At 71.5% G+C, this 13208-nt stretch carries 11 protein-coding genes; 8 read left to right on the top strand and 3 right to left on the bottom strand.

Going from position 1 to position 13208, the window contains the following annotated elements; translation table 11 throughout:
* The first annotated feature begins 159 nt into the window (after positions 1–159).
* From ACLZOT_RS27970 to ACLZOT_RS27960, 3 genes are all read left to right on the top strand, one after another.
* Entirely contained in the window at positions 160–1050 is an 891-nt protein-coding gene (locus ACLZOT_RS27970; protein ID WP_416971857.1) for an SGNH/GDSL hydrolase family protein, read from the top strand.
* 45 nt (positions 1051–1095) lie between these two features.
* A complete protein-coding gene (locus ACLZOT_RS27965) occupies positions 1096–2091 on the top strand; it encodes an aldose epimerase family protein (RefSeq protein ID WP_416971856.1) in 996 nt (331 codons plus the stop codon).
* 237 nt (positions 2092–2328) lie between these two features.
* Positions 2329–3558: a pyroglutamyl peptidase gene (locus ACLZOT_RS27960; RefSeq protein WP_416971855.1), complete on the top strand. Its 1230-nt coding sequence runs from the start codon at positions 2329–2331 to the stop codon at positions 3556–3558.
* Positions 3559–3587: 29 nt separating this feature from the next.
* On the opposite strand, the gene ACLZOT_RS27955 is transcribed toward ACLZOT_RS27960, so the two are convergent.
* Both ACLZOT_RS27955 and ACLZOT_RS27950 read right to left on the bottom strand, forming a co-directional pair.
* Positions 3588–4391, bottom strand: coding sequence for an EI24 domain-containing protein (locus tag ACLZOT_RS27955; protein ID WP_416971854.1), 804 nt, complete (start codon positions 4389–4391; stop codon positions 3588–3590).
* A 9-nt stretch (positions 4392–4400) separates the two neighbouring features.
* Positions 4401–4901, bottom strand: coding sequence for a MarR family winged helix-turn-helix transcriptional regulator (locus ACLZOT_RS27950; protein ID WP_416971853.1), 501 nt, complete (start codon positions 4899–4901; stop codon positions 4401–4403).
* A gap of 105 nt (positions 4902–5006) precedes the next feature.
* On the opposite strand from ACLZOT_RS27950, the gene ACLZOT_RS27945 reads away from it, so the two are divergent.
* The 3 genes from ACLZOT_RS27945 (at position 5007) to ACLZOT_RS27935 (ending at position 9893) form a co-directional block, all read left to right on the top strand.
* Positions 5007–6005 (top strand): NADP-dependent oxidoreductase, encoded by a 999-nt coding sequence (locus ACLZOT_RS27945; protein WP_416971852.1) that lies wholly within the window; start codon positions 5007–5009, stop codon positions 6003–6005.
* Between the two features lie 246 nt (positions 6006–6251).
* Positions 6252–8732 (top strand): M14 family zinc carboxypeptidase, encoded by a 2481-nt coding sequence (locus ACLZOT_RS27940; protein ID WP_416971851.1) that lies wholly within the window; start codon positions 6252–6254, stop codon positions 8730–8732.
* Between the two features lie 9 nt (positions 8733–8741).
* Entirely contained in the window at positions 8742–9893 is a 1152-nt protein-coding gene (locus ACLZOT_RS27935; protein WP_416971850.1) for a serine hydrolase domain-containing protein, read from the top strand.
* A 127-nt stretch (positions 9894–10020) separates the two neighbouring features.
* On the opposite strand, the gene ACLZOT_RS27930 is transcribed toward ACLZOT_RS27935, so the two are convergent.
* Positions 10021–10812: an SCO2400 family protein gene (locus ACLZOT_RS27930; protein WP_416971849.1), complete on the bottom strand. Its 792-nt coding sequence runs from the start codon at positions 10810–10812 to the stop codon at positions 10021–10023.
* A gap of 212 nt (positions 10813–11024) precedes the next feature.
* On the opposite strand from ACLZOT_RS27930, the gene ACLZOT_RS27925 reads away from it, so the two are divergent.
* Together ACLZOT_RS27925 and ACLZOT_RS27920 are read left to right on the top strand one after the other, a co-directional pair.
* The gene (locus ACLZOT_RS27925) at positions 11025–12182 is read left to right on the top strand and encodes a mandelate racemase/muconate lactonizing enzyme family protein (RefSeq protein ID WP_416971848.1); all 1158 of its coding nucleotides are present in this window, start codon (positions 11025–11027) and stop codon (positions 12180–12182) included.
* Positions 12179–13183 (top strand): zinc-dependent alcohol dehydrogenase, encoded by a 1005-nt coding sequence (locus tag ACLZOT_RS27920; protein ID WP_416971847.1) that lies wholly within the window; start codon positions 12179–12181, stop codon positions 13181–13183. Before ACLZOT_RS27925 ends, ACLZOT_RS27920 begins: the two co-directional genes overlap by 4 nt.
* The last annotated feature ends 25 nt before the right edge of the window (positions 13184–13208 follow it).

The raw sequence follows: 13208 nt of genomic DNA, 5'->3' as shown, positions 1-13208 counted from the left end.
CCGCCATTCACTCGGCAGGACGCCTGTGCGGGTGGGGAACGTTCCGTTGATCACGTCTGGATACGGCAAGGAGACATTCTGAACCGGGTTCGGGAACTCGCGCGCGTTGTACAGGGTGGGCGGGGGTTCGTTGCCGGACGACGGAGGGGTCAGGCGAGCATGGTGACAGTGCGAGGGCGGGGGGTGCTCGCCGGGGTGATGGCGGGGTTGTCGCTGACGGTGGCGGGGTGCACGAGCGGGGGCGGGGGTGGCGGGCCGACGGGTCCTGCGCCGACCCGCGCGGCCGCGAAGCCGTCGCCTCCGGCGTGGAACGTACGGCCGGCGTCGCTGGCGGCCGTCGGGGACTCCATCACGCGCGGGTTCGACGCGTGCGGGGTGCTCCAGGACTGTCCGGAGGTGTCGTGGGCGACGGGCGACAGCACCGAGGTCGACTCGCTCGCCGTCCGGCTGCTGGGGGCCACGAAGGCGACGACGCACAGCTGGAACTACGCCAGGAGCGGCTCCCTGATGGCCGATCTGCCGGGGCAGATGGCGCAGGCGGGCACCCGGCAGCCGGGGCTCGTGACGGTCATGGCGGGGGCGAACGACGCCTGCCGCGACTCGGTCGCGGAGATGACGCCGGTCGCCTCCTTCCGGACGTCCTTCGAACAGTCGCTGGCCGCGCTGCGGTCGGTGTCGCCCAGGTCTCAGGTGTACGTGGCGAGCGTGCCCGACCTCAAGCGGCTCTGGGCCGAGGGGCGGACCAGCCCGCTCGGCAAGGTCGTCTGGAAGCTGGGGATCTGCCCGTCGATGCTGGCCGACGCGGACGCGGTGGACCGGGCGGCGACGGACCGGCGCGACGCCGTGCAGGAGCGGGTGCGGGAGTACAACGCGGTGCTGAAGGAGGTGTGCGCGAAGGACGCGCGGTGCCGGTTCGACGGGGGCGCGGTGTACGACTTCGAGTTCGGGACGAAGCAGTTGAGCCGGTGGGACTGGTTCCATCCGAGCACGGACGGGCAGGCGCGGCTGGCGGAGATCGCGTATGCCAAGGTGACCGCTCCTCAGGCGTGAAAGGGACGTGTTCCGGAGAGGGGGGCGTGACTTAGGGTTTCGCTCATGAGCGAACACTTCGGAACACTTTCCGACGGCACCCCGGTGCACCGCTGGACCCTGGAGCGGGCCGGGACCCGGGTGCGGATCCTGTCGTACGGCGGGATCGTGCAGTCCGTCGAGGTCCCGGACCGGGACGGGCACGCGGCGAACGTGGTGCTGGGGTTCGCCGATCTCGCCGGGTACCTCGACCATCCGGAACCGTTCCTGGGCGCGCTGATCGGGCGGTACGCGAACCGGATCGCGGGGGCGCGGTTCACGCTGGACGGGCGGGAGTATCCGCTCGCCGCCAACAACGCGCCGAACTCGCTGCACGGGGGGCCGGTGGGGTTCGACAAGGTGGTGTGGGAGGTCGAGGAGGCCGGCAGGGAGGGTACCGAGGGCGGTGTGCACGCCGTGCGGCTCAGCCGGGTCTCCCCCGACGGCGAGGAGGGCTTCCCGGGGCGCCTCGACGTGTCGGTGACGTACGCGCTCGACGCGGCCGGTGCGCTGCGGATCTCGTACGAGGCGACGACGGACGCGCCCACGGTCGTCAACCTCACGAACCACAGCTACTTCAACCTCGCCGGGTCCGGGGTCGCGACCGACCACGAACTGCGGGTCGACGCCTCGCGGTACACGCCGGTCGACGCGACGCTCATCCCTGAGGGCGAGCCCGCCGGCGTCTCCGGCTCGCGGTTCGACTTCCGTACGTCCCGCAAGGCGGGCGGCGGGTACGACCACAACTTCGTGCTGGACAAGGGTGTGACGGGCGGGGCCGTGGAGGTCGCCGAGCTGCACGACCCGGCGTCGGGGCGGGTGCTGACGGTGTCGACGACCGAGCCGGGGCTCCAGGTGTACACGGCCGACCACCTGTCCGCGCCGTTCGTGCCCTGCGAGGGGATCGCGCTGGAGACCCAGCACTTCCCGGACTCGCCGAACCGGCCGGACTTCCCGGGGACCGTGCTGCGGCCGGGCGAGGTGTACCGGTCGGAGACGGTGTACGGGTTCGCGGCGCGGTAGTCGCGGCTTTTCCCGGGGGGCTTGGAGGGGGAACCCCGGTCCAGGGGTCAGGGTCCCGGACCGGGGCAGCCATCGAGGGGAACCCCCGCACCGGCACGGTATCCGGTGTGCGGCGATTCCGCCGTCCTCGGACGATCTACCCCCCTGAATTCCGAACGAACCCTTCACAAGTTCCGTTCTGTTCCGCCTGGTTGTGCGGCATGGCGTGGGCCACTCCTCTCACGGGATGATTCCGCCATGCCCTCCTCCCTCCGCGTCCACGTCGGCGCCCTCGGCCTCGCCCTTCTCACGGGCCTCGCCTCCCCCGTCACCGCGCACGCCGCCCCGGCGGCCGCCCCGACCGTCGAGGAGCAGCGCCTCGACCGCGCCGTCCCCCGGGAGATCCTCACCCGGTCCGGATTCGACTCCGTGGCACCGGAGTTCGCGCGTGCGCTCGGTGCGGCGCGCTCCTACGCGCAGGCCCGCGCCGTCGTCGTACGGGAGGGGTCGGCGCTGTGGCGTCGGGCCGTGGACCGCGCTCAGGGGCGGGGGCCGGCCGTCGGTGATCTGAGCGCGGGGGACGACCGGCCGCTGTACTGGGCGCGGTTGGGGATGACGCGTGAAGTGCGGGGGTGGGAGCCGTCGTTCGGGCTGAGCGCCGCGCAGCGTACGGCGCTGCTGGACGAGTTGGAGCGGACGTCCCGGGGGCAGACCGACCTCGCCTATCCGGCTCGTACGAAGGGGCTCAAGCGGGTCCTCGTCACCGGGTTCGATCCCTTCACGCTCGACCGGGACATCCGGATCGCGAACCCGTCCGGCGCGACGGCGCTCGCCCTGGACGGGACGACCGTCCAGACCGCCGAGGGGCCCGCCCGGATCGAGACGGCCGTCTTCCCGGTGCGGTGGCAGGACTTCACGGACGGGACGGTCGAACGCACTCTTCGGGCCCAGCTGCCTCAGGTCGACCTCTTCACCACCGTCAGCCAGGGACGGGTGGGGCGGTTCGACGTCGAGCGCACCAACGGGGCCTGGCGGGGCGGGTTCGGCGACAACGACAACATCGGGCGTACGGAGACGATCCCGGTCAGTGATCCGGCGTCGCAGCCGCAGTGGACGAGCACGACGCTGCCGTACGCGGCGATCGTCGCGGCCGCCACGGGGCCGTTCCCGGTGTTCGACAACACGAGTGTCACGGAGATCCCGGCGGGGGGTACGGAGCCGGTGGAGCGGCCGGACGGGCCGACGCCGGGGTCGACCGCGCGTGAGGGAGGGGGCGGGGACTATCTGTCGAACGAGATCGCGTACCGGGCGACGCTGTTGCGGGACCGGCTGGGGCTGCGCGGGTCGCTGCCGGGCGGGCATGTGCACACGCCGGTGCTTCAGTTCGGGGCGGGGGGCGCGGTGACGGATCCCGAGTTCGTGCGGAACCGGGAGCGGATCGTGGGGCAGGTGCGGGAGATCGTGCGTACGGCGGTGTCCGCGAGCTGAGCTTGTTCGTCATGGGCCGAGGTCGGCCGTCAGGCGGTGCTCAGCTCCGTGTCGCCGTTCTGGCGTTCCTCGTCCCCGCTTCCCTCGGTCTCCTCTCCCAGCAGGTCCCGGGCCATCAGCGTGGCCCCGGCGACCGCGCCCGGCATGAGGAAGACCGCGACGACGGGGACGAGGAACGCGATGCCCAGGGGGGTGCCGAAGCCCCAGACCAGGGTCTTGCGGGAGCGCAGCAGGGTGAGGCGGGTGCGGAGTTCGACGCCCCGGCGCTGGAGGGCGACCGAGGTCAGCTCTTCCGTGAGGAAGAAGCCGGTGACGAAGAAGCCGATGACCGGGACGACCGTCTGGCCGACGAACGGGAGGAAGCCGAGGCCGAAGAGGAGGACGCTCCACAGGCCGGCGCGCAGGAGGACGCGGAGGCTGTCGCGGGCCGAGATGAGGAGGTCGCGCCAGAGGGGGAGGCCGGACTCGGGGGCCGTGCCGTCCGGGGAGACGTCCCTGTCGACGCTCTCGGAGAGGCTCTCGTAGAAGGGCTGGCCGATCAGGAGGGTGACGGCCGTGAACGTGAGGACCGCCAGCAGCAGGGCCAGGGCGAACAGGACGACCGTGAGGAAGCCCCGGAAGAGGCCCTGCCAGGGGCTCGACCAGTCGTCGGCGAAGGGGGTCGCCCAGGAGACGAGGTCGCCGCCCCACAGGATCAGGGAGGCGAGCGCCGCGACGTACAGCACCAGGGTGATCAGGCCGGGGATCAGGCCGAAGCCGTACTGCTTCCCGTGCCTGGCCACCCAGCGCTGGCCCTGCACCAGATATCCGAAACCCACCCCGAGATCGCGCATGGGAAAACTCTATCGGCCGCCACTGACAGCGTCCTCCGCCGCCTGTGCGGGGGCCTCCGCTGGGGCCTCTGCGGGGGCCTCGCCCATCATGCGGCGCAGCAGGTCGCGCAGGAGCACGCGCTCGGTCCTGGTCAGCTCTGCGAAGGGTTCGTCGGCGAAGCGCAGGGAGTCGCGCAGGGCGCGGGCGACCTGGCGGCCCTCGTCGGTGGCGGCGGCGAGTTTGACGCGGCGGTCGGCGGGGGCGGGGCGGCGCTCGACGAGGCCGCGGGACTCCAGGCGGTCGACGATGCCCGTGACGTTCGAGGGCTCGCACTTCAGGCGTTCGGCGATCTTGCGCATGGGGAGCGGTTCGAGGGTGAGGAGGCTGAGGAGGCGGGCCTGCGCGCCCGTGAGGGAGTGTTCCGTGGCCGCCGTGTCGTAGTCGTCGTGGAAGCGGGCCACGACCTCGCCGATGAGTTCGATGACTTCCACGGTGAGGGGGTCGTAGCGGCGGGTGCTGTCTGTGGCCATGCACACCAGGGTAACCCGATACTTGACAACATGAAATATCCAGAGGCATGGTTGTTTCAGGTGGTTAAATAAATGCGCCTGAAACAAATGTGAGGAAGGGTCCCCATGCTCAACCGTGAATGGCACCTGCTCAGCCGTCCCGTCGGCTGGCCGAAGACCGAGGACTTCGCCCTGGTCGAGGCGGAGGTCCGCCAGCCCGGTGAGGGGCAGATCCTGGTCCGGAACGCGTACCTGTCGGTGGACCCGTACATGCGCGGGCGCATGAGCGCCGCGAAGTCGTACACCGCGCCGTTCGAGCTGGGCAAGGCCATGCAGGGCGGGGCGGTCGGCGAGGTCGTCGCGTCGAACGCGGAGGGGATCGCGGTCGGTGACCACGTCCTGCACTTCGGCGGCTGGCGCGAGTACGCGACGTTCGACGCGAAGCAGGCCGTCAAGGTCGACGCCGACGCCGCGCCCCTGTCGGCGTACCTCGGGGTTCTCGGCATGACCGGCCTCACCGCGTACGCGGGCCTGCTGCGCACCGCCTCCTTCAAGGAGGGCGACTCCGTCTTCGTCTCCGGCGCGGCGGGCGCGGTCGGCAGCCAGGTCGGGCAGATCGCCAAGCTGAAGGGCGCCTCCCGGGTCATCGGCTCCGCCGGGTCCGACGAGAAGGTCAAGCTCCTCGTCGAGGAGTACGGCTTCGACGCGGCGTTCAACTACAAGACCGGCAAGGTCTCCGACCTGCTGCGCGAGGCCGCGCCCGACGGGATCGACATCTACTTCGACAACGTCGGCGGGGACCACCTCGAAGCCGCGATCGGCTCCCTGAACCAGGGCGGCCGGATCGCCGTCTGCGGCATGATCTCGGTCTACAACAACACCGAGCCCGCCCCCGGCCCCCGCAACCTCGCCCGCCTCATCCAGACGCGTGGCCGCATCGAGGGCTTCCTCGTCGGCGACCACTACGACCTCCAGCCCGAGTTCGTCGCCGAGGTCGCCCCCTGGATCGCCTCCGGCGCCCTCAAGCACCGCGAGACGGTCGCCGAGGGCATCGGCAACACCCTCGACGCCTTCCTCGGCGTCCTGCGCGGCGACAACATCGGCAAGATGGTCGTCAAGCTCTGACCCGCGCGACGATCCGCCCGCTCCGGATCACCGCGCACCCGGAAGGCCGCATCCCTGGACGTGGGGTGCGGCCTTCGCACGTCCTCCCCTGGTCCGTACCTACCCCCCGACATGGCGGTGATTTCGGGGCCCTCTTGTTGGCGTTGAGTCGAACAGGTAGATCTCGCCGTACCGATCTGCGGATCTGTCTACAAATTCGGAGCCGCAGGCGGCAGTCCAGGACCGGCAAGTCCAGAGGAGGTACACGTGCGCACCACGCAAGCCACCCCTGCCAGACCTTTGCTGCTCGTCGCCCTCGCGATCGTCGCGGCGGGTTCGATGCTGATCACGCCGTACAAAGCCAGTGCGGAGAACGAACCGCTGACGCGGGAGCGGGAGTTCACGGGTGGGGCCGCCGACTCCCCCGCCGCGGCGGCGAGTCGGGCGCTCGGGGCGCCTGTCGCCGAGCTGGGGAAGGACACGCGGGGGTATCCCCGGCGGCAGGTTCTCGCGCTCGATCCCGTCGACCCCGCCGACAAGTCGGTGAAGTTGGGGCTCGTCCCGTATCACGGCATCGCGCCGAAGCTGAACTCCCTCCAGCGGCTGGGCGATCGGGTGAGCGTGGAGGTCACCGGGCGGTCGGCGGGCGGGCATCGGCTGTATCTGGTGACCGTGACGGCCCCGGAGAGCGCGGCGCAGGCGCGGGCGCAGGAGCGGACCCGGCGGCTCATCGAGGACGCGAGGGTGACGTCGGCGCGGCAGGTCGCCGGGTACAAGGCGCCCGTCTTCGTGAACGGCAACATCCACGGCAACGAGTGGGAGGGCACGGACGCCTCCCTGAAGCTGATCGAGCGGCTCGCGACGGCGAACGACGCCCGGACGAAGGACCTCCTCGCCCACACGCGCCTGTACTTCAACATCACCGCGAACCCGGACGGCCGCATCGCCGGCACCCGCGCGAACGCGAACGGCTTCGACCTGAACCGCGACTTCGTGACGGCCTCGCAGCCGGAGACACGGGCGATGCGGCAGATCCAGATCGACAAGCAGCCGGCGGTGATGCTGGACCTGCACGGGTACGTGAACGGCACCCTGATCGAGCCGACCACTCCCCCGCACGGCGAGAACTACGAGTACGACCTGTTCCTGAAGAACACGTACGCGAACGCCCTCGGCATGGAGAAGGCCGTCAACTCCCTGGGCTACACGCCGGGTCGGGACGGGGTCGAGCCCGCGCAGATCCCGTTCCGCGACGCGGAGGAGGGCTGGGACGACTGGCCCCCGATCTTCACCCCGCAGTACGCGGCGTTCCACGGCACGGTCGCCGCGCACACCGTGGAGATCCCCCTCACGGTCAACAACGCGGCGTACAACCTGCCGGCCGAGGAACTCCGCCGCCGCTCGGCCATCAACACGGCCGTCGCCGGCGCCGCCCTGAACGCCACCCTCGACTTCGTCCGCACCCGCCGCACCGCGCTGATCGCCGACCAGATCGAGGTCTTCCGGCGCGGCGCCCGGGGCGCGGCCCAGGTCCCGGTCTCCCCCTCAACCGTCCCCGGCGTACCGGGAATCGGCCCGGAGGACGTCTACACGACGAGGTTCCCGCGCGCGTACGTCATCCCGTCCGGCACGACGGCCGCCGCCCGCCTGGTCGACCACCTCATCGCGAACGACATCCGTGTCACCCGCGCCAACTCCCCTGCCGGCGCCTACGTCGTGGACATGCGCCAGCCCAAACGCGGCCTGGCGAACGCCCTGTTGGCCGACGGCCGCGACATCAGCGGCAAGGTCTCGGCGATGTACGACATCTCGGGCTGGAGCCTGGGCCGCCTGTGGGGCGCGAAGGTCACCCCGGTCGACCGGCTGCCCGCCGCCCGCCCCGTCTCCCGTGCCGCGCAGGTGAGTTCGGTCCCGGCGTACGGCAACCTGCGGCTGCGCCTGGACGACGCGAACGCGTACGCGGCCCTCAACTCGCTTCTGAAGCAGGGCGTTCCGGTACGCCGGGACGGCGCCGGACAGGTCGTCGTCCCCGCGTCCGCCCGCCGTACGGCCGCGAAAGCCGCCCGCGTCCACAACGTCGCCTTCACGGCGACCCCGTTCACCGGCACGACTCCCCTGCACCGCGTCCGGGTCGCCGCGGCCGTCACCTCGGGCGAGCTGTTCGCGCTGCGGGAGATGGGCTTCGAGGTGACCCCGGTCTCGACCGAGATCCTCAACGCGGGCTTCAAGTGGGCTTCCACGGACGTCCTGTTCGCCTCGGCGGGTCTCGACCCCGCCCGCCTGAACGCGCCCGCGAGAAGCGCGCTGAACGCCTTCCTCGCCGGCCGGGGGCACGGACTGGTCGGCCGGGGCGCGGTGGGCGCTCAGGTCAACGCCGGGGCCGGACTGCTGCCGGTGACCGCCGTCGAGGGCAACGGGGACGCCAACGGCGTGGTGCGGGTAGTGAGTTCGGGGGCGCCCGGGTACGGGTTCGTGTACGCGCCCGTCTGGTTCACCGGCCTCGGCGCGGGGGTGCGCGTCGAGGAGTCGTACGCCGCCGGGAACCCGCTCGTCTCCGGCCACTGGCGGGCGAACGCCGACGGGAGCGGCTCTCCGGCCGCCGCGTCCGGGAAGCCGTCGGTCGTCAGCGGGCCGCATGCCGTCCTGTTCGGCACGGAACCCCTCTTCAGGGATCATCCGAAGGGGGAGTTCCCCCAGGTCGCACAGGCGTTGTTCACCATGGCACACGCAAGCAGCGGTCTTGGTTGAGGAGAGCGGATGACGCTGGAGATCCACGGCACCGTCGCGGACGGTTTCGAGTCCGTACGGGAGGAGTTCGCCGCGTTCGTGGCGACCGAACGGCCTGATTACGAGGGCCAGTTGTGCGCGTACGCGGACGGCCGCAGAGTGGTCGATCTGTGGGCGGGCGAGGGGCCTGGGCCCGACGCCCTCTACGGGGTGTTCTCGTCGACGAAGGGGGCGGCGCATCTCGTCGTCGCGCTCCTCGTCCAGGACGGCACGCTGGAGCTGGACCGCAAAGTCACCTACTACTGGCCGGAGTTCGCCGCCGAGGGCAAGGGTCAGCTCACGCTGCGGGACCTGATCACGCACCGCGCCGGCGTGGTCGGCCTGGACGCCGGGTTCTCGGACGCGGAGCTGGCCGACGACCGGCTGCTGGCCGAACGCCTCGCCGATCAGCGGCCGTTCTGGCGGCCCGGTACCGCGTTCGGCTATCACGCCCTGGTGATCGGGGCGTTGACCGGTGAGGTGGTGCGCCGGGCGACCGGGCGCAGCCTCCAGGAGGTGTACGAGGACCGGATACGGGCGCCGTACGGGCTCGACTTCTTCCTGGGGCTGCCGGAAGCGCTCGAAGGGCGTTACCGGTCCGTGCAGCCGATGCTGCCGACTCCGCCGCAGCAGGCGGAGCTCGACGCCGTGCCGAGGGCCCCGCACTCGCTGGCGTCCATAGCGTTCAACACGCATGTGCCGGACCCCGGGGACCTCGTCTCCTACGCCAACTCCCGTGCGGTGCGCGCCAAGGGGCCCGCCTCGGCGGGCGGGGTCGCCGCCGCGCGGGGGCTCGCGGGGATGTACGCGGCGGTGCTCTTCGAGGTGGACGGGCGGCCTCCGCTGCTGAAGCCGGACACGATCGCCGAGGTCGGGCAGATCCACTCCACGGGGTACGACCTGGTGGCGCGGGCGCACAAATCGTTCGGGCTCGGCTTCCAGGCGACCGCCGACACCGCGTACCCGTTCCTGGGCGCCGGTTCCTTCGGGCACAGCGGCGCCGGGGGCTCCCAGGCGTTCGCGGATCCGCGCGGCGGGTTCGCCTACGGGTACACGCGGCGCCGGATGGCGTTCCCTGGCGGGGCGGCGCCGGAGAACGAGCGGCTGGTGCGGGCGGTGCACGAGGCGGTGCTCGGAAGGTGAGCGGGCGGGGGTGTGGCGTGTCACGCCCCCGCCGGGTCACTCAGCGGTCCTACCCGGGTAGCTCTCAGGTCCTACCCGGCATCCCGGGACGCGGCCCGGCCGTACCCCGGTAGCCCCGGGGTACGGCCTACGTGCACCACCACAGGAAACGGTTGCAGGTTTCCGAGGGTGACGGGGACGGGGAGGGGGCGGTCGGGGTCGGGTCCGCCGCGGGGCTCGTGGGGTCGGGGTCCGTCGGGGTGGATCCGGCGGGGGCCGTCGGCGCGGGGTCGGCCGGGGTGGTGTCCGGGTCCGTCTCCGTGGGCGTGGGGGACGCGTCGCCCGACGCGGAGGGGGAGGCGGAGGCCGACGGGGAGGCGGACGCGCTCGGGTCGGGCTTCGCAGGTGAGGAGGGGTCGTCGAGGGGGCGGGCCGGGTCGCCGGGGGCCGGGGTGGCACCGTCCACCTCGGCGGACTCGCCGCCGGCCGCCGCCGGGTTCCCGGAGGAGGAGCCGGGGGCGTCCATGCCGAGTTCGGCGAGGCCGACACCGGCCGTGAGGAGAATCACGCCGGCCGCGATCAGCAGGGCACGGCGACGGCGTCTTCGGTGCGCGGACGCCTTGCGATCGCGACGGCTCGCTCCGGCCGCCGGGGGCGCGTCCTCGCCGTCGGCGCCGTCATCGTCGTAGGCGTCGTGGGTCTGGTCCTGCGGAGGGACGGTACGACCCCGCCGGCGGGCGGCGCGGCCACCGGCGACGGGGGGCGTCGTACCCGTAGTACCCGTAGTACCGGTGGTGCCCGCTCCGTACGACTCCTGGGCCGTTTCCGCCTGCGGGGCGTCTCCCTCGGGATACGCGCGTAGAGACGCGGCGGGGGTGCCGCAGCCGGGGCAGGCGAGGGCGCCGTTCAGGTGGCGTCGGCAGGAGTGGCAGTAGTCCATGACGCGGGAAGACTAGGTTCCCGACACGTGGAGTTCCTAGACGAGCCTGTGGAGGTTTCGTGGGAACAGGCGATCGAAACCTGCCCGCCCGGATCGAAACTGTCGAAACCGTTATGCGTTCGACCCATTGACACTCCCCTCACGCCGTCCTTACTGTCACGCCAGCATTTCGAACATGTGACGAAATCTCGAACAGCTGAAGGGCAACATCCGTGCGTATCACCGGAATCAGCACACACGTGGTCGGGACGCCGTGGCGCAACCTGACCTACGTCCAGGTGCACACTGACGAAGGGATCACCGGAGTCGGCGAGACCCGGATGCTGGGCCACACCGACGCGCTGATCGGCTACCTGCGCGAAGCCGAGACCAACCACATTCTCGGCTCCGACCCGTTCGCGACGGAAGACCTCGTACGCCGGATGAAGTACGGCGACTACGGCCGCGCCGGCGAGATCGTGATGTCCGGCATCGCGGTCATCGAGATGGCCTGCTGGGACATCAAGGGCAAGGCCCTGGGCGTGCCGGTGTGGCAGCTGCTGGGCGGCAAGGTGACCGACAAGGTCAAGGCGTACGCGAACGGCTGGTACACCACCGAGCGCACTCCCGAGGCGTACCACAAGGCCGCGCAGGGCGTGATGGCGCGCGGGTACAAGGCGCTGAAGATCGACCCGTTCGGGACCGGCCACTTCGAGCTGGACCACGAGCAGTCCCTGTACGCGGTCTCGCTGATCGAGGCCGTGCGCGACGCGATCGGCCCGGACGCCGAGCTGATGCTGGAGATGCACGGCCGGTTCTCGCCGTCCACCGCCGTGCGGCTCGCCAAGGAGCTCGCGCCCTTCAAGCCCGCGTGGCTGGAGGAGCCGTGCCCGCCGGAGAACCTGAAAGCTCTCGAAAAGGTTGCGGCGAAGGTCGACATCCCGGTCGCGACCGGTGAGCGCATCCACGACCGCATCGAGTTCCGCGAGCTCTTCGAGAGCCAGGCCGTGGACATCATCCAGCCGGACGTCGGCCACATCGGCGGCATCTGGGAGACCCGCAAGCTCGCGGCGACCGCCGAGACGCACTACGTGCTGGTCGCCCCGCACAACGTCGGCGGGTCGGTACTGACCGCCGCCTCGCTCCAAGTCGGGTTCACCTCCCCGAACTTCAAGATCCTGGAGCACTTCAACGACTTCGCGGACGCGGAGATCAAGAAGATCGTGAAGGGTGCGCCGGAGGTCGTCGACGGGTACTTCCACCTGTCGGACGCGCCCGGTCTCGGCGTCGAGTTCGACGCGGACGCGGCGGCCGAGTTCCCGCAGCAGCAGGCCCGGTTCGACCTGTGGGCCGAGGGCTGGGAGCAGCGCAAGCCGAAGGGCACGCAGTGAGCACGCAGGTCGTCGTCCAGGCGCCGGGCGAGCACCGCGTCGAACCGCACACGCCGCGCGAGCCGCTGGCGGGCGAGGCGCTGGTGCGGGTCCACGCGACGGGCATCTGCGGCAGCGACCGCGAGGTGTACCAGGGCAACCGGCCCGAGGGGTACGTCCGTTACCCCCTCACGCCGGGGCACGAGTGGTCCGGGACCGTCGAGGCGGTCGGCGCCGGGGTGCCTTCAACTCTCGTAGGCCGCAAGGTCGTCGGGGAGGGCTTCCGCAACTGCCAGGTGTGCGACCGGTGTCACGCCGGTGAGACGACGCTGTGCACCGACGGGTACGAGGAGACCGGGTTCACGCAGCCCGGCGCGATGGCCTCGACGCTGACGCTGCCCGCGCGGTTGCTGCACGTCCTGCCCGAGGACGCGGACCTGACCGCCGCCGCGCTGCTTGAGCCGGCCGCCTGTATCGCGGCCGCCGCGATCAAGGCGAACGCGCTGCCGGGTGAGCGGGTTGCGGTCGTCGGGACCGGGACGCTCGGGATGTTCGCCGTTCAGTTCCTGAAGGCGGGCTCGCCGGCCGAACTGCTCGTGGTGGGCACGCGCGGCGACCGGGAGGCGCTGTCGCGGCAGTTCGGCGCCAGCGACTTCCGCACCCGGGACCAGGAGCTGCCGGACGACTTCGACGTGGTGATCGAGACGGCCGGTTCCGCCTCGGCGGCGCGTACGGCGGCCTCGCTGCTGCGGCGCGGGGGGCGGCTGGTGCTGACCGGGATCCCGGCGCCGGGCGCCGAGGGTCTCGACCCGACCGACCTCGTCGTACGGCAGCTGGAGGTGCACACCGTGTTCGGGGCGCCGCCGGACGCCTGGGCGCACACCGTGCGGGTCTTCGGGGCCGGGCTCCTCGATCCGCTGCCGCTGGTCACGCACGAGCTGCCGCTCTCGGAGTTCTCGGAGGCGATCGAGCTGGTCGGCTCCGGGGATCCGAAGGTCGGCAAGGTGCTGCTGAAGCCGTAGCCCTCAAGTCGTACGCCGGTACGGG

The sequence above is a fragment of the Streptomyces sp. 4F14 genome, from assembly GCF_048159485.1.
In the GTDB taxonomy this organism is placed as follows: Bacteria; Actinomycetota; Actinomycetes; order Streptomycetales; family Streptomycetaceae; genus Streptomyces.
The sequence above is the reverse complement of the archived record's forward strand: the minus strand, read 5'-3'. Positions and strand labels throughout refer to the sequence as shown.

Bases quoted from the DNA above. Each gene is read 5' to 3' on its own strand.
- ACLZOT_RS27970 (WP_416971857.1), top strand. From the start codon at position 160: ATGGTGACAGTGCGAGGGCGGGGGGTGCTCGCCGGGGTGATGGCGGGG.
- ACLZOT_RS27965 (WP_416971856.1), top strand. From the start codon at position 1,096: ATGAGCGAACACTTCGGAACACTTTCCGACGGCACCCCGGTGCACCGC.
- ACLZOT_RS27960 (WP_416971855.1), top strand. From the start codon at position 2,329: ATGCCCTCCTCCCTCCGCGTCCACGTCGGCGCCCTCGGCCTCGCCCTT.
- ACLZOT_RS27955 (WP_416971854.1), bottom strand. From the start codon at position 4,391: ATGCGCGATCTCGGGGTGGGTTTCGGATATCTGGTGCAGGGCCAGCGC.
- ACLZOT_RS27950 (WP_416971853.1), bottom strand. From the start codon at position 4,901: ATGGCCACAGACAGCACCCGCCGCTACGACCCCCTCACCGTGGAAGTC.
- ACLZOT_RS27945 (WP_416971852.1), top strand. From the start codon at position 5,007: ATGCTCAACCGTGAATGGCACCTGCTCAGCCGTCCCGTCGGCTGGCCG.
- ACLZOT_RS27935 (WP_416971850.1), top strand. From the start codon at position 8,742: ATGACGCTGGAGATCCACGGCACCGTCGCGGACGGTTTCGAGTCCGTA.
- ACLZOT_RS27930 (WP_416971849.1), bottom strand. From the start codon at position 10,812: ATGGACTACTGCCACTCCTGCCGACGCCACCTGAACGGCGCCCTCGCC.